Here is a 22,792-nt window from a genome sequence, read left to right on the forward strand (position 1 = left end):
ATCGTATATAAAATAAACATTCAATCAGCGCAAAAAAACCGTAAAATGGCTTGTTGTTTGATTTATTATCACTTAATATGTTTGCCCTAATATATACCCCAGTGGCGCTCGTATTAAGATCGGTATATTCCTTTATCGGCACGACGACACGGGCATGTTTGGAGTACATTATGTACGCAGTAATCCAAAGCGGTGGTAAACAGCACCGTGTTATCGAGGGTGAAACCCTTAAAGTAGAATTGTTGAAAGCTGAAACTGGTACAACTATTACGTTTGATGACGTATTAATGCTTGTAAACGGCGAAAGCATTCAAATTGGTGCTCCAGTTGTTGCTGGTGCTACAGTAACTGCTGAAGTAGTTAGCCACGGTCGTCACGACAAAATCCGTATTGTTAAAATGCGTCGTCGTAAACATTACCGTAAACAACAAGGTCACCGTCAATGGTTTACCGAGTTGAAAATTACTGCTATTTCAGGCTAATTACGAGGATTATGAAACATGGCTACTAAAAAAGCTGGTGGATCGACACGTAACGGTCGTGACTCGAACCCTAAAATGTTAGGTGTTAAAATGTACGGTGGTCAATCTGTGACTGCTGGTAACATTATCGTTCGTCAACGTGGTACAGAATTCCACGCTGGTACAAACGTAGGTATGGGCCGTGACCATACTTTATTTGCTACCGCTGATGGCGTGATCAAATTCGAAGTGAAAGGCCAATTCGGTCGTCGCTACGTATCTGTTGAAGCTTAAGCTTAAACAGAAAAAAACCCACATTTGATGTGGGTTTTTTTATGCTTGTAAATTGGATAAAAATAATCAGCGTCTTCATCATGATGTAGAAAAAATGACATTGAATATTAATAACAATACAAAACTTCTTATTTTCTCAATTATTACAAAGAAAAATTGGTTTAAGATGGCACATTGAAGAAATTGTTATACAGCAAATAAAAAGGTGATGAGATGAAAATGCTTCGTAAAACCCTATGTGCTATGACATTAGGTACAGCAACGCTTGCACCGATAATGAGTAATACTGTTTTTGCTGCGCCTGTTGCAGCGTCGGAGCAGCAAGCAACCAATAATTTGGTCAAACAGTTAAGTAATATCCGTAGTTTGTCAGCAAATTTTGAACAAACGACCAAAGCGACTTCGGGTAGTAAAGTAGCTCAGAAAAAAGGCTTAACCGGACAACATATGAATCAGACCTTTAAAGGTGTCATGAAGGTTGCCCGTCCTGGTAAGTTTTTCTGGGAAACCACCAGTCCCTCAAAACAGACTATTGTGACCTCAGGTAAAACCGTTTGGATTTATGACCCTGACTTGCAACAAGCAGTTCGTCAAAGTCTGGATGACCAAGTAGCGAATACACCAGCTTTATTATTGTCGGGAAATACCAGTCAGATTATGCAATCTTACCGGGTGACACAACCGGATAAAAGCAAGACTTATTACACCTTGCTTCCTAAAGACCGTGATGGTGCATTCCAAAGCTTGACTATTAGTTTTGGTGTCAACAAAGCACCAAGTTTAATGATTTTGGAAGATTCACTGGGACAAACCACTTATGTCCGATTTAACAATGTAAAAGTGAATCCTTCAATTCCAGCATCAACCTTTAATTTCACACCACCTAAAGGTACGGATATTATTGATCAGTAATAAATTGATTTATAATGAGTTATTTAAATAATTTTTGTTTAGAAGCAGTCATCCGTGGCTGCTTTTTCGTTCATGTTTCGCTGAAAATATAGCGATGCTTTTATAGATAAAGTAAATTTAATTTTTATTCCTCACGATTAGTTTATCTTCTTAAAGATACATATTTAAAATTTCATTTAGTTACTGAGCTTTGTATAGTGCAGGGGCATGATAAAAGGTAGTAGGTTGTCAAAATAAGATGAAAATACGCATGAATCAACAATGGCTATGGGCACTTCCTTTTTCTTTTGCTGCACTGGTAATGACGGGCTGTCAGGAACGACCTGCCCCACAAGCTGAACAGGCAGCCACAACAAAGCAGGAAAAGGTGGAATCTATTCCATTAATTCAAGCCAAAGTTGTTCCTGTGAAACTGAGTAAACCTGAAGCGTGCGAGGCGGAAGGTTGCATGCAATATGATATTCAAACGGTTGAAACGAATGTTAAATGGATAGATGATTATTTTATTGATCGGGTTAAAAAAGCCGATCCGATTGCCTTCTCAACCGCACCGAATCAAAAAATCAATACTGCTGAGGGTGCGAATCCCAACTTGAGTCAAAGTTCGACCTATATTCGCTTTGTCAGCCAGCAATATGATCAGGCCACTTTTGCCATACAAACTTATACCTATTCTGCAGGTGCAGCGCATGGCATGTATCATCAGGAATTCGTGAATTTTGATTTGAAAAACAAGAAACGTCTGGCATTGCAAGATATTGTGGTGAAAGGTGCAGAGCAGCAAGTATTAGATACCTTGTATGATTCAAATTCGCTCTGGTTAGACCAGCACAGTATAGAACGAGAAAAACTGAAATTAAGTGATAACTTTTACTTCGGTGCGAATGGGATTGTATTTGTCTATCCTTTATATGAATTGGCTTCTTATGCAGAAGGGATGACCGAACTTACCTTGCCTTATGTTGCGTTGAACAAATTGGTTAAAGCGGAATATCTGCCAAGTTTGCCGAAGTATCCAAGCCTATAATTTTGGGTTAATTCGGTGAAATTTGCTTTAATAAGGCACAGCTGTAAGCTCGGTCACTGTCTTTTTTGCTGTTTAGCGCTTACACTATAGCCAGTTTTTTTCTTTGCAAAAGATTGGCTATGATCGACCCGAAATTAATCAGAAATAATATTGAGGCTGTAAATTTAGCCTTGGCAAAACGTGGTGTACAGCTGAATGTAGAAGAGTGGGCTTCACTTGAGGCTCGCCGTAAAGAGCTTCAGTCGAAAACTGAAGCTTTACAGGCAGAACGTAATTCGGGTGCAAAACAAGTTGGCCAAATTAAAAAATCTGGTGGCGATGCATCTGAAATCATGGCACGTATGTCAGCGATTGGTGATGAAATTAAAGCGGCTGAAGTTGCGCTTGCTGAATTACAAAATGAAATTGAAACCAAATCGTTAAGTATTCCAAACATGCCGCATGAATCTGTGCCTGAGGGTAAAGATGAAGACGACAACGTTGAAATTTTAAAATGGGGTACGCCGCGTCAATTTGATTTTGAAATCAAGGATCATACTGACCTCGGTGAATGGATGGGCGGTCTGGAGTTCGAAACTGCGACCAAATTAACCGGTACGCGTTTCAGTGTTCTTAAAGGTCCATTGGCACGTTTACAACGTGCGCTTACCCAGTTCATGCTCGATACCCATACCTTAAAAAATGGTTATACCGAAGCCTATGTGCCTTATTTGGTGAATGCGGATTCTTTGCGTGGTACAGGTCAGTTGCCTAAATTTGAAGAAGACTTGTTCAAGCTTCAAGGCGAAAAAGAATATTACCTGATTCCGACTGCTGAAGTGCCAGTGACCAATTTCGTGCGTGATGAAATTGTTGATCCAGACCGTTTACCACTGAAATATGCTGCGCATACGCCATGTTTCCGTAGTGAAGCAGGTTCGTATGGCCGTGATACTCGTGGCCTGATTCGTCAACACCAATTCGACAAAGTTGAGATGGTGCAAATTGTTAAACCTGAAGATTCCATGCAGGCTTTAGAAGAATTGACCGGTCATGCTGAAGGTATTTTGCAAGCTTTAGGTCTGCCATATCGTAAAATCATCCTGTGTGGTGGGGATATGGGCTTTGGTGCGATCAAGACTTACGATTTGGAAGTTTGGGTACCGAGTCAAAATACCTATCGTGAAATTTCAAGCTGCTCATGCATGGGTGATTTCCAGGCCCGCCGTATGAAAGCACGTTACCGTGTCGATCAAAAGAAAACTGAATTTTTACACACTTTAAATGGTTCCGGCTTGGCGGTCGGCCGTACCTTACTTGCGGTGATGGAAAATTACCAGCGTGCAGACGGTTCGATTGAGGTTCCTGAAGCACTTCGTCCATATATGGGCGGTGCAGAATTTATTGATTAATCTCCGGATTGCTCAATAAATATACCAATGGCGCAATTTTGTGCATGAAAATTGCTTAAGACAGTCAGATCTAAAATACTGAGGTAATGCGTGGATATCTTTCCAATCTCTTTAAAGTTGCAACAGCAACCTTGTCTGATTGTCGGTGGTGGACATATTGCTTATCGTAAGGCAGTTCTTTTGGCAAAAGCAGGCGCAGTCATTGATGTGATTGCACCTGAAATCGAAAGTTCTTTACTTGAGATTGTTGAAACCAGCCAAGGCCAATATATCCAAGCCCCTTTTAGTTTAGATATTCCGTTACGCAATTACCGTTTGGTGATTGCCGCAACCAATGATAAAGCCACCAATATTCAAGTTTTTGAAGCCTGTGAAGCTGAAAAAATATTGGTGAACAGTGTCGATGATCCACCGCATTGTCGTTTTATGGTTCCTGCCATTATTGACCGTTCACCTTTAGTGGTTTCAATTGCCACCAATGGCACTTCGCCGGTGTTATCCCGTCAAATCCGAACTCAGCTTGAAGCCAGTATTCCTCATGGCATGGGCAAGCTGGCGGAATTTTCCGGAAAATGGCGGGCTGCAGTCAAAGCTAAAATTGAAAACCCGGATGAACGCCGTATCTTTTGGGAAGACTTATATGCCAGCCCACTCAAAGAACAGGTATTTAATGACAATATTGCGGAAGCAGATCGTTTAATTGAACAAGCTTTAATCGAGTGGAAAACCCCAAAAGGTGAAGTTTATTTAGTGGGCGCAGGTCCGGGTGATCCGGAACTACTCACATTAAAAGCTTTACGCTTGATGCAACAAGCCGATGTGGTTATTTATGACCGTTTGGTATCACCGCCGATTTTAGATTTGTGTCGTCGTGATGCGACAAAAATCTATGTCGGCAAGGCTCGTTCTAATCATAGTGTTCCTCAAGACGGTATTAATGCTTTATTGGTAGAATACGCAGCACAAGGTAAGCGTGTCTGCCGTTTAAAAGGCGGTGATCCATTTATCTTTGGCCGGGGTGGTGAAGAGATTCAAGAACTCTTTGCTGCAGGTGTGGCTTTTCAGGTGGTGCCCGGAATTACCGCGGCATCGGGCTGTTCTGCTTATGCCGGTATTCCTTTAACGCATCGTGATTATGCGCAAAGTGTCCGCTTCCTCACTGGACATTTAAAAGAAGGTTCGCCGGAGCTACCTTGGAATGAACTGGTTTATGAAAACCAAACCCTGGTGTTATATATGGGTTTGGTGGGATTGGAAAGAATTTGTGCGCAACTGATTGCACATGGCCAACGACCTAATATGCCGGTTGCGCTTATTTCTAAAGGAACGACACCAGACCAGAAGGTGGTGGTGGGAACTTTGGCAGATATCGCCTCTAAAGTGACAGAACATCAAATTCAAGCGCCGACCCTGACCATTATTGGTGAAGTGGTGAAATTGCGTGAACAATTGCAGTGGCAAGCTTAATCAAGCTTGTCATTTTATTTAAAGTAGAGAACTCCCGTGATCCATGTCGTATTGTACGAGCCAGAAATTCCTGCAAATACAGGGAATATTATTCGTTTATGTGCCAATACCGGTGCGCAATTGCACTTGGTAAAACCGCTAGGTTTTGAGCTGGATGATAAAAAGCTCAGACGTGCAGGCTTGGATTATCATGAATGGGCACATATGAAAGTTTGGGAAAACTTTGCAGAATGTGTAGCTCATTTAAAAGAGCAGGGCATTGAAACTGATGCGATTTACCCTTTAACCACTAAAGGTTCTGAAACGCCGCATACTTCAGATTTAAACCGTCCGGTTGCATTGTTAATGGGACCTGAAACACGGGGCTTGCCTGAAAATGTGCGCATGATGTTTCCGGAAAAACACTGGATTCGTTTGCCGATGGCAGCGACTTCACGCAGCTTGAACTTGTCGAATGCAACTGCTGTGATCCTTTATGAAGCTTGGCGTCAGCAAGGCTTTCAGGAACTAAAGTAAATGATTTAGGCTTAATTAAGAACCACCTTCGGGTGGTTTTTCTATGTAAACTTCACTCACTCTATCTTCAGGTTTCTATTGGTTTGGGTTATAAAAAATAAAAAAAGTGAAATAAGATAAGCAACATGCTGAATTTGATAAAAACAATAAAACTTTTAAAGTATTTTGAAGGGCTTAATTAAGGTATGGCAGTTACTACATCTGTATCTATTTTTGCCAGTCAGGCAGCAGGAAGTGGGGCTGAAAAAGTAGAACCCCTTACACAAGCTGAAATTTAGCAAGGCTTAAAAATATGCAGCTAGATAGCAACGTATGAACCAACAGATTGAAGCATGGAGCAAAAACTTAAAGGCTGAGAATTTTCAGCGAAGCTAGACTGGACGCAAGTTGAAGAAATCCAAGCGTCAGGAAGTCTGTGGAATTTATCAAAACATCATTAATAATATCTATCGACTGGGGGTTGAAAACAAGGCGCCTTTACCTGAGTAAGATCAAAAACTGCTGCAGGATCAAAACGCTTTTATTCAGCGTCTGGGTTATAAGGACAATATGATAGATATCCAGATGGATTTTAACTGTCGGATTAAATAAAAAAGACGCATCAAGCGTCTTTTTTATACAGAAAATTCAACGTATTAATGAGAGTCATCAAACTCGTTATGTTGTGGAGCAGGGTGTTTAAAGCCTTTGGTTTTATAACCCAGGTATAAAATACCGAACATCGCCCACCATAAACCATATTTCAATGATGTTTCTTCAATTTCTAACCAGAGTGCAAATACACTAATGAAACCCAGTAATGGCACAATCACAAAATTTAAAAGATCTTTAAAGTTTTTGGTTCGTCCATCACGCAATGCATAACGTGAAATTACCGACAGGTTTACAAAGGTAAATGCCGTTAAAGCACCAAAACTGATGAGTGAGATCACTGTATCAAGATTCATAAAGCCAGCAGTTAAAGCCACAGCACCGACAATTAAAATATTGTATGAAGGTGTCAGGCTTCTAGGACTGATATGGCCAAAGATTTTCTTGTTAATGACCCCATCACGACCCATGGCAAACATCAAGCGTGATACACCAGCATGTGCTGAAATACCTGATGCCAACACTGTCACAATTGCAAAAGCAAGAACATAGGATTGGAATAGTGAACCGCCAACAAGCATTAAAATATCGGGCTGAGTCGCTGCAATATCCTCAAAATATGTTTTCGGATCGTTCGGGAAGTAAATTTGCATGAAGTAGGTGCTGATAATAAAAATTACACCTGCAATCAAAGCAGTTAAGAAAATCGCTTTAGGCAGGGTCTTTTCGGTATCTTTGGTTTCTTCAGCAAGTGAACTTAAGGAGTCAAAACCGGTAAATGAGAAGCACAGTAAAGTGGCACCGGTAATCAGTGCACCGACTGAAGTCAGCTCGTTCCAAAACGGTTCAAGGCTCCAAAGCTGATAACGCTGTTCTGCAGAGATTGGACCATCTGCATTAAAGCCCGCTTGTAGCTTGGTGTAAACCAAATAGGTAAATACAGCAATTACAACCAATTGTATCAACACGATCAAGCTATTAAAATTCGCAACAAAGCGTGCACCCTTTAAGTTAACACCAGTCATGAATGCCGTGAGCACAACGACCCAAACCCAGTGATTTACATCGGGGAATAATGCCTCAAGGTAAATTACCGCAAGAATGATGTTGACCATTGGAGACAGCAAGTAATCTAGCCAAGAAGACCAGCCCACCATAAAGCCAACATTGGGATGAATCGATTTTTGAGCATAGGTATACGCCGAACCCGAAGAAGGGTAGCGACGAATCATATGGCCATAACTCAGGGATGTTAATAAAATTGCAACGAGTGCAAATATGTAGGATGTCGGTACGTGAAAATGACTTTCTTCCGATACTAGGCCGAAAGTGTCAAATAACGTCATGGGCTGTATATAAGCTAAACCGATAATAATGATGTGCCAGAGTCCCAGCGTTTTTTGCAGTTTAGCTGCCGATGGAGTCCCAGAGATATTTGTCAACGGCGTTATCCTCTTAATCGTTGATCAAGGATCAGTCATGTTTATAAGGATCGTTTGAGACGAACGATCCCCCCTATACGAATAAAACAAAAGTCCGCCAATCTACTCTAGTTTGGTATCTTTTGCCAGTATCTTTATAAATTGTTAATGCAGAAAATATGCCATGCGATATAAATAATTAGCTTCAACTTTCCACAAAGCAAAAGCCCGATGCTTAAAAAAACATCAGGCTAATTTTTTGCTATATTGGCTTATTTTTCAATATTTACCAAGCTTTTTTTAGAATCGCTTTTAAATCACTTAAGGTCGCTTCTTTCGGGTTGTAAATAATAGAACCATCATTTAAAGCCTTTTCTGCCACTTCATCTAACTGTGCCTCAGATACCTTACCTGTTTCACGTAATGTACGGGGTAATTTGGTCAGGGTATATAAGCGATCACGCATGGTGAGAATTGTTGCAATAGCCTTATCTGCCCGTAAGTGCGCAGGAGTCTGGGCGTAAATATCTGCACCCGCTAAAGGAAGCAATAATTCTGCTATTTTGTCGCCATTCACTTCTTTGTTGTATTCCAGTACATAAGGAAGGAACAGGTTCATGCATAAACCATGGGGTAGATGCGCAACAGCACCCAAGGCATGTCCTAATGAATGCACCAAGCCCACCATTGAGTTCGAGAAGGCGATACCTGCCATGGTAGAAGCTTGAGCCAATTCAAGGCGGTCAAACTCATCTGTTGGGTTATTAAGTACATTGAATAAACTGTTGCTGACCTTTTTTATCGCAGCAGTGGCATAGGCATCACTAATTGGATTCGCAGCCATACAAGTGTAGGCTTCAACCGCATGGGTTAATGCATCCATTGCTGTCATAGCGGTTAAATGCGGTGGCAAGGTTTGTGTCATACGCGGATCGAGAATTGCTGCATGCGGCATCAGATAATAAGATGCAAATGGCATTTTGACATTTTTTTCAAGGTCGGAAACCACAGCCACCATGGTCACTTCTGAACCCGTGCCTGATGTCGTAGGAATTACGAAAAATGGTTTTAACGGTTTTGGAAGATTATGCGCACCTGAAAATTTCAGTAAGTCATCACCGCCTTCAGTCACCAAAATGTTAGTCGCTTTAGAAGTATCAATCACTGAACCACCACCTACCGCAATAATTGCATCACAGTTATTGTCTCGATATGCCTTGGCTGCATTGCGAACGGTTTGTACGCTTGAATCGGGTGGAACATCATCAAAAATATAACCAATCACCGCATCGGTAGATTCAAATGCAGCTTCGATCGGAACTAGTAAATTATTTGCGCGTACGCCTTTATCGGTAATGATCAGTGGGCGTTTGGCACCCAAAGTTGCAAGTTCAAATGGAATGTGTTCTAACGCGGCATGACCTGCGATAACTTTTACTGGGCAGAAAAATTCGTAATAAGGCTTAGCCATGTTATGCACTCCGTTTAAAATAGGATTGAGCTAGTTTCAAATAAATATTTGCAGCTCCGGTGAGTTTTTGTTTTAGGCTCAATTCAGTTGGATATTGTTTTATAGCAAGCTCGGCCAAGAGTTTAGGTAAAATCAGTGATTCCATTTTATTTAAGCAACGGACCAGACGAATGGCATTTGATACATCACCATCGGCAATCATACGGTCGTGAGCAAATGCTTGTGCAGTACTTTCCTGAAAAGAAAAGACGAGAAAAGCATGGGTTAAGTGCTTGAAAGTAATGGTTAGATCAGGCTTGATGTCTACAGATTTTAGTAATTTTAATTGATGGTCTTCCGTGACTTTCGCAATAAATGCCGGGCCATTGGGAAATACTTTCATCGATAGAACAAAACCGACAGGAAAGTTAGAGACTTCCTGTTTTACTTCGTCATCGACTTGACTCGCCATTACCAGACCTCTGCCAATCACATCCATCATGAGTTTGACATAGGTCAGTTGTAAAGCGGGCTTTACGGATTTTGTTGAAATCACTCGCGCATCCCTTATCTAAAAAATATTTTATTAATTTAGAGTAAATACTCTAATTTATTTTTATGTCAAAAGCAAAGTTATTGTTGCATGACTTGGACTTGATTAAAGTAACCGCTGTTGTCTAAAGTTTCAATGATATCCGTACATAAATCATTAAAGTGCGGGTAGTTCGGAACCAAGTCCATAACACGAACCATTTCCAGTCCTGCATAACCGCATGGGTTAATGGTATGGAAGCCAGACAGGTCGCAATCAATATTCAGTGCGAGTCCATGATAGCTGCGGCCTTTACGGATTTTAAAGCCTAAAGAACCAATTTTACGTTCATTGACATAAACCCCAGGTGCATCCGGTTTGGCATAGGCTTCAATCCCGTATTTGTTGAGCAGTTCAATCATGAGGTTTTCTGCATAAGACACTAAAGTACGGACATTCCAGCCTAAACGGTTTAGGTCGAACATGAAGTAAGCAACCAGTTGACCCGGACCATGCCAAGTGACTTGTCCGCCACGATCGGTTTGTACTACTGGAATGTTGCTGGACATCAAAATATGTTCAGGCTTTCCTGCTTGACCTTGAGTTAAAACCTCATGATGCTGCAAAATCCACAGTTCATCTGGGGTATTTTCATGACGGTTTTCAGTCAGGCTTTTCATGTCCTGAAAACGATCTGGATAGGGCGTGAGCTGGTTAAATTGACGAATAATCAGGGTTGGTTTTAGAACAGCATCAGTCACGTAAAGTGCGTCCTTAAAGAATTTTAAATATTATAAATGATTATAATGAAATCAGGCTTGGATAGGGAATGATACCCAGATGATTTGCCATTTTTATTGGAAGGGATTCAATGGTTTTCTATAGATATAAAAAAACACGCTGCTTAGCGTGTTTTTTATTTATCTTAAAGGGCTGTTTTAATCAATGGACATGCAGCTAAATCGGCATAAAGCGCATGCACCTGTTCAAGCTCCAAGAAAAGCAGTTGTGCAGTTAAAGAGTGATATTTACCTGTGCGAGATACTTGAATTTTAATACTCGTGCTATCAAAGTCAGGGAAGTGTTTCACTAAAATTTCTACAACGGCGACATGTAAATCATCACTCGCTTCACCAATCAGTTTGATTGGATAATCCATAGGGAAAACCCAAAGATCTTCTTGAAGTTCGCGAGATGGCGTACGGTCTAACATGGTCATAGTAGTCCCCTTATATCAAACGCCTGCATGAATGCAGGCGTTATATGTCTTCTGAATACTTAAATGGGGATACTCGAATACTTTTCAAGCCCCCCATCGGTATCATCAAGAATTAGTCGTTTTCTAGGAATGAACGTAAGTGTTCAGAACGAGAAGGATGGCGTAATTTACGTAATGCTTTAGCTTCAATCTGACGAATACGCTCACGTGTTACGTCAAACTGTTTACCGACTTCTTCCAAAGTATGGTCAGTTGGCATATCAATACCAAAACGCATTTTCAAGACTTTTGCCTCACGTTCAGTCAAGTTCTCAAGTACTTCACGAGTCGCTTCTTTTAAGCCTTCTGAAGTTGCAGCATCAATTGGAGAAGTGATGTTGCCATCTTCAATGAAGTCACCCAAATGCGAATCTTCATCATCACCAATTGGCGTTTCCATAGAAATCGGCTCTTTGGCAATTTTGAGTACTTTACGCACTTTAACTTCATCCATTTCCAGACGTTCGCCCAATTCTTCAGGCGTCGGTTCACGGCCCATTTCTTGAAGAAGCTGACGTGATACACGGTTGATCTTGTTAATGGTTTCGATCATGTGTACTGGAATACGAATGGTACGTGCCTGATCGGCAATAGAACGGGTAATCGCCTGACGAATCCACCAAGTTGCATAGGTCGAGAATTTATAACCACGACGGTATTCAAACTTGTCTACGGCTTTCATCAAACCGATATTACCTTCTTGAATCAAGTCAAGGAATTGCAAGCCACGATTGGTATATTTTTTCGCAATCGAAATCACCAGACGCAAGTTTGCTTCAACCATTTCTTTTTTCGCACGGCGCGCTTTGGCTTCACCAATCGACATACGTTTAGAAATATCTTTAATGCCTTTAACATCAAGACCCAGTTCTTTTTCGATGTCTGCAATCTTTTGTTGGAATGCAAGCACATCTGGACGTACTTTTTCCAAATAAACTTTTTGTTCAGCAGGTGCTTTAGCAATTTGTTCATCTAACCAGGCTGGATTTGATTCATGGCCCGGGAACGAAGTACGGAAGTGATTACGGTCCATACGGCCGCGACGTACTGCATAACGCATTACTTCACGTTCAGCGGTACGAATTTGTTCATGCGTACCACGAATCATTTCTGAAATGATGTCAAATAAACGCGGGGTAAATTTAAACATCATAAACACGGTTGCCAGTGCTTGAAGCGCTTCTTCTGCCTGTTTGCTATCACGACCATGTTTTTCAATAGCAGTTTTGGTTAATTTCCAAGCATCTTCTAATTCGGTAAAACGAATACGGGCAATTTCTGGATCTGGACCTGATTCGGCTTCAGACTCATCATCGCTTTCAGCTTCTTCTTCTTCGTCATCATCCAACTTTACATCTTTAGTCGCTTTGGTTGCAGCTTCAGCTTTTTCAACAACAATTTCTGCTACTTCTAGAACTTCTGGAATTTCTTCATCAGATTCTGGATCTAAATAACCAGATAAAATATCAGCAAGACGACGTTCACCTTCGGTAACATCGTTATATTCTTTTAATACAACTTCAACTGCATTTGGCCAATACGCAATAGAATGAAGAACGTCACGAATACCTTCTTCAATGCGTTTAGCAATGCTAATTTCGCCTTCACGTGTTAAAAGTTCAACCGTTCCCATTTCACGCATGTACATACGTACTGGATCCGTGGTTCGACCAGGTTCGCTTTCAACTGAAGCAAGAACGGCTGCCGCTTCTTCTTCAGCGACTTCATCGGTTGCTTCAGCGTTATTGCCGTCGAACATGGTGTCATCAGATTCAGGCGCACGTTCATGCACTGGAATGCCAACGTCTTGAAGCATTTGAATAATGTCTTCAATCTGTTCGCTTTCCGTGATCGAGTCTGGGAGATGATCGTTAACTTCAGCGTAAGTTAAGTAACCTTGCTCTTTGCCTCGGCTAATCAGAGCCGCTACTTGAGAAGTAGGGGAAGTCATATCGCTCATCTTTGCTTACTCTTCATTGAATCAGTGGCAGTGAAAAACCGTGCATAATAGCACAATTCGCTTAAAATTGTTTTGAATTGATTGGTCAAGTATCATTTAGAAAGATGACTTTGATTTAACAATTGTTTTCAATATTGGGTTGGAATTTTATTTTTCAAGTGTGTTTAATGGAATGCCTTCAAAATATACCGGGTTTTCTGCATACATTCTGAATAAAATTCTGCATGTTAATAAATACACAATTTTAGGGTCAAAAAACAAGAGTAAATTGAGTTTGTTATATAAAAAATTAAAAAAAACTTGACAAGATTTCCGAACAAAGATAAATAGCGCCTAGACCCATTCACTTTTTTCACCATGAGGTAGTTTTAGTGTCTTCTACAGATTTTGAACTAGATGATAGCTTCAGTGATGATGATGTCAGCTTTGATGAAGCCTCAAGCAAAATTAGTGCTAAAGAGTCTTTGGAAAAGCGTCGTCTCATTGACGATTTACTCGCACAACGTCGTTTGGAGCGTGAACTGAAAGATTTTGATTACGATCTGGATGATGACGACGACTTTGATGATGAAGAAGACTAAATTGTGATTTGGCATAGCCGGCTAAAATGCTATGCTATCCGCAGTTATTTTACTGAACTTGGATTTTAAATGAGTGCTTTAGATTTAGACCTATTGAGCGAATACCTAGACGGCGACCAAAATGAACACGGTCTAGATTTTGCGGCAACTCATGGTTTTTTATGTGCAACTGCTGTTGGACCAACTTTTGATAAATGGCTCGAGGAACTTTTCGATAACAATCAAAAGAAAGTTCCTGCTGAAATGATTGCTCAAATAAAAGCATGGTTAGAAGCAATTCGTCAAAACTTGGCCAATGAAGAAGGAATTGAATTTCCTTTTGAAATTGAAGAGGCGGATGTTGAATCAAGTTTAGGCGACTGGAGTGTTGGTTTCGTTGATGCTATGTTCTTAAACGAAGATGCCTGGTTCACACCTGAACATGAAGAACAACTGGTAGATTTAACTTTACCCATGATGATGTTCAGTGGTGTGGACGATGAAGATCCACAAATGGAATCTTTCCGTCGCAATGGTCAGCTGATGGACGAAATTGCTGAAGAAATTCCAGCAAACTTAAATGAAATTTATTTAATGTATCACACGCCAAGCTAAGGGCGCTATCATAGTTAAATGCTGTGTTTCATTCAATGTAAAAAACACCTCACTTGAGGTGTTTTTTTATTGCTTAAATCAAAACATTTTTGCGCAAATCAGCCATAGCTAAAACTAAATAAAACCCATTCCATCAGTACTGTAAAACTGATTACAATCAGCCAGATCCCTTCCGGGATATGCCCCAGTATCTGAATGAATAGAGAAGTCGTGCCGCTATTAATATTGATGAGCAATAAACAGATGCTAATCACAACTAAACTGCAGGCAATTGATTCCAATTAATAGTTTCTTTTTTTGGGTGAGGGGGCAGCGCTGTTCACGCTCTGCAAAATGCCATGCCGTGAAGAAGCTTCCTGCAATTAGTATAACGATAGCAGAGGAAATTTCTATACTGATTACCTGGATCAAGAAGTTAAATAACAAAAAAGAGAGAATATAGGCAATGGTGAAAACAGCATAATAATATTTCATTTAAATCTCCCCAAGCACATCCAATTCAACATTAATAAAAACAAAGCTAGATAAGCTTTTATGTGATTATTGACGATCAAGAAAATAGTTTCGGATAAAGGGTAATCGCTAAATTCTTTGATTTGAGGAGATATGTTTGCAGCTTCCATAGAATACAAAAAAAATCCGTATAAGCGGTTATGATGTTCACCCAGATTTTTATCTCAACAGAAGCGCCTGCATGTTTTTCTATTAAGCTTTATGTTTGAACTTTCGATATAAAAACCAAATGCAGAAAACGCTCACTATTGCGATAATGACATAGCCGACACTGCTGAAAATGGCTTGCATCAGCTCCTGATTTTCTCCGAAATAAAAACCCATACAGGCCAGAAAAGTGGTCCAGATAATTGTACCTAGACTACTGTAGAACATGAATTTCCCGAAGGGCATGTGACTCATGCCAGCTGGAATGCTGATTAGTGAACGAACTGCAGGAATCATGCGGCCAAAGAAAACAATTCGGTGCCCATAGTGTTCAAACCAGTCCAGAGATTTTTTGACATCGTTAGGTTTTATAAAAAGATATTTGCCGTAGCGATCTACAAAACGGAAAATACTGTCGTGATTAAATTTATACCCTACCCAGTACAATATAGCCGCAGCAATCAGGGAACCTATACAACCCGCGATAATTACGCCAGTTAAAAGCAATTGCCCTTGTGATGCAGAATAACCTGCAGAAGGCATAATAATTTCCGAAGGAATCGGAGGAAAAATATTGTCGAGAAACATTAATAGAGCAATACCGAAGTAGCCCAATTGTTCCATAATGGAAATAATCCATTCAGTCAAATTCATAAGTTTGTAAAAATAATAATGATATCCAAACCATCCTAAAGTTTATTTATTGTAGGGTAAAGTAAAGCCAAGTCATTAACTTTGCTTATTCCTGACTATGGACTAGGGTGTGAATGTAAACCTTTCTTAAACTATACGAAAGTGCAAAAGGAATCACACTGAGCATCGCATATTCAAATAGATTGGGTTTCAAGTGGTAGGCAATAAAGATTGATAAAATAGTGCCAATAACAGCTCCCAAGGTCACAATAAAAAGATGAGATTGTTGATCTAAAAGTATTTTTATTTCTTGTATTTGTTGATAATTTTTTCCACGTACAAAGTCAACACGTCTATTATAATTGACCGAACGAGTAATTGATTTTGGCATAATTTAACTCCTTTTTCACGTTATATGTTTAATTTTTTACTTTAAAAATTAATGAGTTACAGGATTGTTTTAATTTTAATCTCAGGTTATCAAATTATGTGAGACTTAGTAAGCATTAAAAGTGAAATTTGGTGATCTTTTTTTAATTATTGTTTATTTTAGGTAAATAAAAAGCCCTCAAATGAGAGCTTTATTTATATAACTTTACAAATTTAAGTTTAAAGACGTTTTCGCTTAGCAGCTGCAATTTGAGACTGACGCATGCGGAAACCGGCTTTCTGTTGCTCTGTAGTTTTCTCAATACAATATTTACAAGATACCCCATGTTCATAACTTGCAAGTTCAGCTTCTTCAGGAAGTAAAGGCCATCCACATGCATGACACTTAATGTTCTGACCTTCTTCAACACCATGGGTTACTGCAGTACGGCCATCAAATACGAAACATTCGCCTTCCCACATGCTTTCTTCAACCGGGGTTTCTTCGAGGTATTTTAAAATACCGCCTTTTAAGTGATAAACCTCATTAAAGCCTTCCTGAAGTAATAAAGAAGTTGATTTTTCACAACGAATCCCACCAGTACAGAACATCGCAATCTTCTTGTCTTTATGCTGTGCAAGGTTTTGTTTTACATATTCTGGAAATTCACGGAACGTTTCTGTCTTAGGGTCAACCGCACCTTTAAATGTACCGGCTTTATATTCGTAGTCATTACGGGTATCGACCAGAATCACGTCATCACGTGCAATCAGTTCGTTCCATTGTTTAGGATCAAGATAATGACCGACTAAGTCGCGTGGTTTAACTTCCACACCTAAAGTTACAATCTCTTTTTTGAGTTTGATTTTCATTTTACGGAAAGGTTTATCATCGCTATGAGATTCTTTGTACTCCATAGCGTTAAAGCCTTCATTCACAAGAAAAGTATGAATTTGATCAATCGCTTCACGATCCCCAGCCACAGTACCGTTAATACCTTCACCAGCTACAATTAGAGTTCCACACAAGTTAATGCTGTTGACCAAGTCTAAAAGACGTTGTTGAAGATCGGCAGGATCTTGAACTTCTTTAAATTGATATAGTGCGGCAACAACCCAACTTGTGGTCGCTTGCTGTTCTACAGGTGCAAGCTGTTCTACAGTAGCGTTCATGGAATACTCCAAATGTATTATGATAGGACAAAATTCAAGGCGCGTATTTTAACGTGAATTGTATGAAGAAGCGAGAAAACCATATCAAAAATATGGTTATTAAGCGAAAGATGCCGATATAGGTTGTCATTTATCAAATCGAGCTTGAGTTAAAATCGTTTGATAGATGATTTTATTGATTTCTCAATTGTGCAGGAGTGTGTCTTGAGTACTGACCGTCGAATTGCTTCTTTGACCCCATGTGCAGGGCGTTGTTCTACGGTATTTGGTGATTCGGTATGCCGTGGTTGCCGTCGTTTTAACCATGAAGTGATTCAGTGGAATACTTATACGCCTGAACAGCATACTGCGGTCTGGAAGCGTCTGGATGCACAGCTGGATCAAATTTTAATACCCCTGTTGCCGCATGCCGATTTGCATCATGTGGAGGGCTTTGTCTTATCTAAGCGGGTGCGTTTACGTGAGGATGCCTCCAAAGGTCGCAAGCTTTATCATGCACTTAAAATTTGTGAGAAGAATAAAAATTTAGCCGAAGAAAGCGGTTTGGGGATTCAACATAAACAGGTGAAACCGCTCTGGCAGGAATTTGAACGTCGGGTACTGGCTTTGGCTACAGCAAGTTACGATTTTGCTTTTTTACGTGCTGATGGTATTAGCCATAATTTATTGCAGATGATGGAAGAAGATTAAAAAGATCATTTTTATTTGAATTCTCAAAAAATTAAAGTGTGGAAAAAGTGAATATCGCGGAATATCTGTTGTACTGTCTGACTGTCGTGATCATGATTGCGACACCTGGACCTGTCATGATGCTGGTCGCCAGTGCAGGGCTTAAAGGTGGTTATCGTAAAGCTTTGCAAACGATCTTTGGCACCAACTTTGCCTCACTGATTTTAATTACTGTTTCCATTTTAGTTCTGAAAGGTTTTCTGGATATTAGTGAGCAATGGTTCAGAGGCATTAAAATTCTAGGCTGTATATACATTGCTTATTTAGGCTTTCAAATTTTAAAAGAAGTATTCTTTTCTAAACAGGAGGAATCACCATCACAATTAAAATCCAAGTCCATGAATGGGGGTTTTAAACAGGGATTTCTGGTTGGTATTTCTAATCCTAAAGATATTCTTTTCTTTGCTGCATTTTTTCCCCAGTTTGTACAGATTACCCCTCATTTGGATATTAGTCTGGGAATTCTGACCTTGAGTTGGATCGTACTGGATTTTGCCACTTTATCCATGATTTATTTAAGTTTTAATCGTTTATCCAAATCCAAGATTTACCCTAAATTGTTAGGGGCTTGCGGTGCCACTCTAATTTTAATAGCGGGATATGGTTTGTATTCAACAGTGTTCTCAATATTCTAAATAATAATAAAGGAGCTCCTAGAGCAAGTAAGGCGGATTAGTTAAGAGCTTTTACCATAAACGTCTTGGCTTTAGATCATTCGCGGCGAAGTCTTATCTTTTCATCGCAAAACTCGTCCACTGCTTAAATTAAGACAAAATGCAGAAACAGTATTTTTAAAATTTAGTTTTGCCTTACGCTGTAACCAAGTATGGCTTTGTTCTTGCTCAAGTTAAGAATGATGTTTCAGCGTATCAAGGAATATACTGAGTTCAAAATTAAAACTGCCAGTCAAGTTCTTAACTGACTGGCATTACCTCGAGTCAGGGGCTTTTATTTTTTAATTTTAGAGATTATGCGTTACGCGATACTGCACAATTTCTTCAATTGTAATCACGGTTAAATGATGAGTTTGTGCATAAGATAGAACTTGAATACCCGACGCCATTGTGCCATCTGGATTAGTCAATTCACACAAAACACCTGCGGGTTTTAAACCGGCTAAACGTGCTAAATCAATCGTACCTTCAGTATGTCCACGACGGGTGAGTACACCACCATTACGGGCGCGTAAAGGAAAGACATGACCAGGACGGTTTAAGTCACTTGCGATAGCACCATCTTTAATGGCTGCTTTTACAGTGGTAGTACGGTCTTTTGCTGAAACACCTGTGGTTACACCGGTTGCTGCTTCAATGGTTATGGTAAATGCTGTTTTAAACTGGCTTGAGTTGTCAGTCACCATTGGTGGAAGTTCCAAATGATTGGCCAGTTCATCGGTTAAGCATAAGCAGACAATACCTGAACCATCACGAATCATACGCGCCATGGTTTCAACAGTTAGCGTTTCTGCAGCAACAATCAGGTCAGCTTCATTTTCGCGGTCAAAGTCATCCATCACCAAAACCGGTTTGCCTTGGCGGATATCTTCTAATGCTTTTTGAATACGTTGTTCAGCCGGAGGAAGGGCTGAAAAGAAAATTTCGGGTTGAATCAAACTAGACATTGAAACGCTCTCGTAAAATAAAAATACGGTTGAACATTTCAGGACTGATGCAGAAATGGGGTCGCAGCGATAGATTAAATATAAATATCGGTTACGTCGTCTTCTTTCATCCGGACTATACCGTCGGCTTTGGTTTCTCACCAAATCTGCCTGTCAATCTTTTAAGAAAATTGACAGGCTCGTGGGCTGATTAAATCTTATCATTTCATCTAAGTTTAACTTACCACCGGTGGGGAATTGCGCCCCGCCCTGAAGCGATGTGCAATGATTATAGACCTGTTTTTAATTGAGGGCGCAGCTTTGTATAGATCAATCAGTCATATAGATATTAAATATTTGAATAATAAAGTGAAAATTACAAGAAAATAAAAAAGCCCGCATACTGCGAGCTTTTTAATATTTTTGAATTTAAGCCACTTGAACAGGAATACAGTTCGCAGTGTGACTTACAGTATTGTTTGGGTTGGCATAAACAAGACGTGGTTTATGTGCATTCGCTTCAGCTTCAGTGAAATCACCAAAGGTTGCAATAATCACTAAATCACCGACGTCAGCTTGATGTGCAGCACCACCATTGACAGAAATAATACCTGAATGATCTTCACCACGAATCGCATAAGTGGCGAAGCGTTTACCATTCGTGACGTTCCATACGTGGATTTCTTCATATTCACGAATACCTGCTAAATCCATGAGTACGCCATCAATTGCACATGAACCTTCGTAATGAAGTTCTGCATGCGTAACTTGAGCACGGTGAATTTTGCATTTTAATAAACGAGATAGCATGGCTGGCGTCTCCTTAGTCGAGCTAAGATTTTATCTTATGGTTGAATCAATCACTTTTTACTGGGTAAGTAATCCGCAGCAAGCGCATTTTGCTCTGAAAAAAGCATCATGGCAAGAAGGATTGTTCAACAATTTATAGATTGATCAATTCGGTTTATAAGCATTGATTTGATTCATGGCTGGCTGTATGTCACCGTTTACCAGCAATTTAATGCGAGATAAAGCGTGCGCAATGGCATCATCCATTAAATTTTGTTCGCTGCTCGGCGCTTTGCTGAGTACATGTCCGGATACACGTTCTTTTGAACCAGGATGACCAATACCAATACGCAGACGATGGAAATCAGGACCTGTATGCGGAACGATATCGCGTAAACCGTTATGACCACCGTGACCACCGCCTGTTTTTAAGCGAATTACACCGGGATTCATATCCAGCTCATCATGCGCAATCAGCATCGTTTCTGGGGCAACTTGATAGAATTTTGCGAAGGGCACAACACTTTTGCCAGAGGCATTCATAAAGGTTGTGGGTAAAAGCAGACGAATGTCTTGACCTTCAATATTACCGCGACCGCTGATTCCGTAGAATTTAGGATCGGCTTTGAGGGAAATGCCATAAGCTTCAGCAAGGCGTTCAACAAACCAAGCGCCTGCATTATGGCGGGTTTGGGCGTATTCCTTACCAGGATTGCCCAAACCGACAATTAGCGAAAGTTTTGACACTAATTATACCGTTAACACTTATGCGCGTTTAAAGTCAGCGTGCATTGGAGTGTTTTTAGCTGGGTGACGTTGTAAAGCTTGGATTTTAACGCTTTCAACTTTATCGCCCACTTGAATTTCAATCACTTCTTCAAAGAAAGAGTTGTCTTCAAGAAATTTAACAAGTTGACGAAGTTCTAAAGTCACAGTTACAGGAGCAGCTTCGCCACCGTAAATGATTGCTGGAACTTTATTTTCTAGACGAAGGCGGCGGCTCGAACCTTTCCCTTGTACTGATTCGTCACGAGCTACTGCATTTAATACGAAGTTTGCCATGATGACATTTCCTCATTGAGTTTAATGGACTGAACCTTCGACCAGTTCAGTGATATAAAGCCCTACCATAGGGGCAGGGCTTTTAAAATTTAGCGCTGTATTATAGATAACTATCAAACATTGCGCTAATAGATTCTTCGTTGTTAATACGACGAATTGTTTCAGCAACCATACTAGCAACTGAAACCTGGCGAATCTTACCAAGTTCTAATGCTTCCTGAGAAAGAGGAATGGTATCTGTTACGACAAGTTCGTCGAGTACAGAGTTCTTCAAATTCTCAAGTGCTTTACCTGAAAGTACAGGGTGAGTTGCATAGGCAACTACACGGCGAGCACCAAATTGTTTCAGTGCATCAGCGGCTTTACACAAAGTACCGGCGGTATCCACCATGTCATCCACGATTACGCAGTCACGATCTTTTACATCACCAATCAAATGCATCACTTGTGATTCATTTGCTTTTTGACGACGTTTATCAATGATTGCAAGATCGATATCACCCATTTGCTTAGCTACAGCACGTGCACGAACTACACCGCCAACGTCTGGAGAAACAACCATAAGATTATGGTGTTGCTGTTGACGAAGATCAGCAAGTAACGCAGGAGTACCGTAGATATTGTCTACAGGGATGTCGAAGAAACCTTGAATCTGGTCAGCATGAAGGTCGATCATTACAACGCGGTCAATACCTACAGTTGTCAGCATATCTGCTACAACTTTTGCAGTAATTGGCACACGGCTTGAACGAGGACGACGGTCTTGACGAGCATATCCAAAGTAAGGGATGACAGCAGTAATACGACCTGCGCTTGCACGACGTAAAGCATCGGCCATCACGAGGACTTCCATAAGGTTGTCATTCGTTGGGGCACAAGTAGGCTGTACGAGAAATACGTCTTTACCACGAACATTTTCAGAAATTTCGACAGCAATTTCACCGTCAGAAAAATGACCTACAGATGCTGCACCTAAAGGAATGTGCAGGTGGCTTACGACTTTTTGGGCGAATTGTGGATGTGCAGTTCCACTAAAAACGACAAGATTGGGCATGAAGCACCCTTGGCGGTTGGAATGTTTGAAAGTAGATGGCAGGGGCGGCTGGATTCGAACCAACGGATGCCGAGATCAAAACCCGGTGCCTTACCACTTGGCGACGCCCCTAATGCGGCAGAACTTTAATAGTTTTGTGGTTCTATGTCAAGGTAAATTAACAAATGAACCTGCAAACTCTGTTCTGTCTTTTTTGAGAAAATGGCAGGGGTAGCTGGATTCGAACCAACGGATGCCGAGATCAAAACCCGGTGCCTTACCACTTGGC

The 22,792-nt window shown here is 40.5% G+C and carries 27 protein-coding genes, 1 tRNA gene and 1 riboswitch; of the genes, 11 read left to right on the plus strand and 17 right to left on the minus strand.

Going from position 1 to position 22,792, the window contains the following annotated elements; genetic code table 11:
• Positions 1 to 170: 170 nt before the first annotated feature.
• The 7 genes from rplU to AC3CAU_RS06995 all read left to right on the plus strand — a co-directional run bounded on the left by rplU (position 171) and on the right by AC3CAU_RS06995 (position 6,068).
• Positions 171 to 482, plus strand: coding sequence for a 50S ribosomal protein L21 (gene rplU / locus AC3CAU_RS06965; RefSeq protein WP_067723976.1), 312 nt, complete (start codon positions 171 to 173; stop codon positions 480 to 482).
• A gap of 18 nt (positions 483 to 500) precedes the next feature.
• Positions 501 to 755: a 50S ribosomal protein L27 gene (rpmA, locus tag AC3CAU_RS06970; RefSeq protein ID WP_067723977.1), complete on the plus strand. Its 255-nt coding sequence runs from the start codon at positions 501 to 503 to the stop codon at positions 753 to 755.
• A gap of 213 nt (positions 756 to 968) precedes the next feature.
• Positions 969 to 1,667, plus strand: a complete 699-nt coding sequence (gene lolA / locus AC3CAU_RS06975) for an outer membrane lipoprotein periplasmic chaperone LolA (RefSeq protein ID WP_447054130.1) — start codon at positions 969 to 971, stop codon at positions 1,665 to 1,667.
• 250 nt (positions 1,668 to 1,917) lie between these two features.
• Positions 1,918 to 2,694, plus strand: coding sequence for a DUF3298 domain-containing protein (locus AC3CAU_RS06980; protein ID WP_447054131.1), 777 nt, complete (start codon positions 1,918 to 1,920; stop codon positions 2,692 to 2,694).
• Between the two features lie 119 nt (positions 2,695 to 2,813).
• Entirely contained in the window at positions 2,814 to 4,085 is a 1,272-nt protein-coding gene (gene serS, locus AC3CAU_RS06985; protein ID WP_131213967.1) for a serine--tRNA ligase, read from the plus strand.
• A gap of 90 nt (positions 4,086 to 4,175) precedes the next feature.
• A complete protein-coding gene (cysG, locus tag AC3CAU_RS06990; RefSeq protein WP_424621188.1) occupies positions 4,176 to 5,552 on the plus strand; it encodes a siroheme synthase CysG in 1,377 nt (458 codons plus the stop codon).
• A gap of 36 nt (positions 5,553 to 5,588) precedes the next feature.
• Complete coding sequence (locus AC3CAU_RS06995; protein ID WP_424621186.1) at positions 5,589 to 6,068, plus strand: tRNA (cytidine(34)-2'-O)-methyltransferase; 480 nt, start codon at positions 5,589 to 5,591, stop codon at positions 6,066 to 6,068.
• Positions 6,069 to 6,703: 635 nt separating this feature from the next.
• Here AC3CAU_RS06995 and AC3CAU_RS07000 read toward each other — a convergent pair.
• From AC3CAU_RS07000 to rpoD, 6 genes are all read right to left on the minus strand, one after another.
• Entirely contained in the window at positions 6,704 to 8,101 is a 1,398-nt protein-coding gene (locus AC3CAU_RS07000) for an APC family permease (RefSeq protein WP_131213961.1), read from the minus strand.
• Between the two features lie 265 nt (positions 8,102 to 8,366).
• Positions 8,367 to 9,551: an iron-containing alcohol dehydrogenase gene (locus AC3CAU_RS07005; protein WP_131213959.1), complete on the minus strand. Its 1,185-nt coding sequence runs from the start codon at positions 9,549 to 9,551 to the stop codon at positions 8,367 to 8,369.
• 1 nt (position 9,552) lies between these two features.
• Positions 9,553 to 10,086, minus strand: coding sequence for a hypothetical protein (locus AC3CAU_RS07010; RefSeq protein WP_447054132.1), 534 nt, complete (start codon positions 10,084 to 10,086; stop codon positions 9,553 to 9,555).
• Between the two features lie 77 nt (positions 10,087 to 10,163).
• Complete coding sequence (gene lipB, locus AC3CAU_RS07015; protein WP_131213955.1) at positions 10,164 to 10,823, minus strand: lipoyl(octanoyl) transferase LipB; 660 nt, start codon at positions 10,821 to 10,823, stop codon at positions 10,164 to 10,166.
• Between the two features lie 164 nt (positions 10,824 to 10,987).
• Positions 10,988 to 11,275 carry a YbeD family protein gene (locus AC3CAU_RS07020; RefSeq protein WP_165492585.1) on the minus strand — a complete coding sequence of 96 codons (288 nt, stop codon included), beginning with the start codon at positions 11,273 to 11,275 and terminating at the stop codon, positions 10,988 to 10,990.
• Between the two features lie 118 nt (positions 11,276 to 11,393).
• The gene (rpoD, locus tag AC3CAU_RS07025) at positions 11,394 to 13,280 is read right to left on the minus strand and encodes an RNA polymerase sigma factor RpoD (protein WP_131213950.1); all 1,887 of its coding nucleotides are present in this window, start codon (positions 13,278 to 13,280) and stop codon (positions 11,394 to 11,396) included.
• 371 nt (positions 13,281 to 13,651) lie between these two features.
• On the opposite strand from rpoD, the gene AC3CAU_RS07030 reads away from it, so the two are divergent.
• The gene (locus tag AC3CAU_RS07030; protein ID WP_067723989.1) at positions 13,652 to 13,861 is read left to right on the plus strand and encodes a PA3496 family putative envelope integrity protein; all 210 of its coding nucleotides are present in this window, start codon (positions 13,652 to 13,654) and stop codon (positions 13,859 to 13,861) included.
• Positions 13,862 to 13,930: 69 nt separating this feature from the next.
• On the plus strand, positions 13,931 to 14,455 hold the full coding sequence (locus AC3CAU_RS07035) for a YecA/YgfB family protein (protein ID WP_131213948.1): 525 nt from the start codon (positions 13,931 to 13,933) through the stop codon (positions 14,453 to 14,455).
• Between the two features lie 98 nt (positions 14,456 to 14,553).
• Here AC3CAU_RS07035 and AC3CAU_RS07040 read toward each other — a convergent pair whose 3' ends face one another.
• From AC3CAU_RS07040 to trhO, 5 genes are all read right to left on the minus strand, one after another.
• The gene (locus AC3CAU_RS07040; protein ID WP_447054375.1) at positions 14,554 to 14,736 is read right to left on the minus strand and encodes a hypothetical protein; all 183 of its coding nucleotides are present in this window, start codon (positions 14,734 to 14,736) and stop codon (positions 14,554 to 14,556) included.
• On the minus strand, positions 14,702 to 14,929 hold the full coding sequence (locus AC3CAU_RS07045) for an ABZJ_00895 family protein (protein WP_447054133.1): 228 nt from the start codon (positions 14,927 to 14,929) through the stop codon (positions 14,702 to 14,704). Before AC3CAU_RS07045 ends, AC3CAU_RS07040 begins: the two co-directional genes overlap by 35 nt.
• A gap of 231 nt (positions 14,930 to 15,160) precedes the next feature.
• Positions 15,161 to 15,769 carry a DedA family protein gene (locus tag AC3CAU_RS07050; RefSeq protein WP_131213944.1) on the minus strand — a complete coding sequence of 203 codons (609 nt, stop codon included), beginning with the start codon at positions 15,767 to 15,769 and terminating at the stop codon, positions 15,161 to 15,163.
• Positions 15,770 to 15,854: 85 nt separating this feature from the next.
• The gene (locus AC3CAU_RS07055; protein WP_131213941.1) at positions 15,855 to 16,139 is read right to left on the minus strand and encodes an FUSC family protein; all 285 of its coding nucleotides are present in this window, start codon (positions 16,137 to 16,139) and stop codon (positions 15,855 to 15,857) included.
• A 218-nt stretch (positions 16,140 to 16,357) separates the two neighbouring features.
• Positions 16,358 to 17,290: an oxygen-dependent tRNA uridine(34) hydroxylase TrhO gene (gene trhO / locus AC3CAU_RS07060; RefSeq protein WP_131213939.1), complete on the minus strand. Its 933-nt coding sequence runs from the start codon at positions 17,288 to 17,290 to the stop codon at positions 16,358 to 16,360.
• Between the two features lie 204 nt (positions 17,291 to 17,494).
• Here trhO and AC3CAU_RS07065 point away from each other — a divergent pair, with 204 nt between their 5' ends.
• Together AC3CAU_RS07065 and AC3CAU_RS07070 are read left to right on the plus strand one after the other, a co-directional pair.
• Positions 17,495 to 17,980 (plus strand): DUF1289 domain-containing protein, encoded by a 486-nt coding sequence (locus tag AC3CAU_RS07065; RefSeq protein ID WP_165493995.1) that lies wholly within the window; start codon positions 17,495 to 17,497, stop codon positions 17,978 to 17,980.
• 47 nt (positions 17,981 to 18,027) lie between these two features.
• Positions 18,028 to 18,654 (plus strand): LysE family translocator, encoded by a 627-nt coding sequence (locus AC3CAU_RS07070; RefSeq protein WP_424619856.1) that lies wholly within the window; start codon positions 18,028 to 18,030, stop codon positions 18,652 to 18,654.
• 326 nt (positions 18,655 to 18,980) lie between these two features.
• On the opposite strand, the gene ribB is transcribed toward AC3CAU_RS07070, so the two are convergent.
• The 6 genes from ribB to AC3CAU_RS07100 all read right to left on the minus strand — a co-directional run bounded on the left by ribB (position 18,981) and on the right by AC3CAU_RS07100 (position 22,635).
• Complete coding sequence (gene ribB, locus AC3CAU_RS07075; RefSeq protein ID WP_131213935.1) at positions 18,981 to 19,640, minus strand: 3,4-dihydroxy-2-butanone-4-phosphate synthase; 660 nt, start codon at positions 19,638 to 19,640, stop codon at positions 18,981 to 18,983.
• Positions 19,641 to 19,734: 94 nt separating this feature from the next.
• Positions 19,735 to 19,900: riboswitch (FMN riboswitch) on the minus strand.
• 148 nt (positions 19,901 to 20,048) lie between these two features.
• On the minus strand, positions 20,049 to 20,429 hold the full coding sequence (gene panD, locus AC3CAU_RS07080) for an aspartate 1-decarboxylase (protein ID WP_131213933.1): 381 nt from the start codon (positions 20,427 to 20,429) through the stop codon (positions 20,049 to 20,051).
• A 144-nt stretch (positions 20,430 to 20,573) separates the two neighbouring features.
• A complete protein-coding gene (gene pth / locus AC3CAU_RS07085; protein WP_131213931.1) occupies positions 20,574 to 21,155 on the minus strand; it encodes an aminoacyl-tRNA hydrolase in 582 nt (193 codons plus the stop codon).
• 18 nt (positions 21,156 to 21,173) lie between these two features.
• Entirely contained in the window at positions 21,174 to 21,470 is a 297-nt protein-coding gene (rplY, locus tag AC3CAU_RS07090) for a 50S ribosomal protein L25 (protein ID WP_067723999.1), read from the minus strand.
• 100 nt (positions 21,471 to 21,570) lie between these two features.
• The gene (locus tag AC3CAU_RS07095) at positions 21,571 to 22,524 is read right to left on the minus strand and encodes a ribose-phosphate pyrophosphokinase (protein ID WP_131213929.1); all 954 of its coding nucleotides are present in this window, start codon (positions 22,522 to 22,524) and stop codon (positions 21,571 to 21,573) included.
• A 36-nt stretch (positions 22,525 to 22,560) separates the two neighbouring features.
• Positions 22,561 to 22,635 (minus strand) — tRNA-Gln (locus tag AC3CAU_RS07100).
• Between the last annotated feature and the right edge of the window lie 157 nt (positions 22,636 to 22,792).

It is taken from the genome of Acinetobacter sp. GG23 (assembly GCF_057766365.1).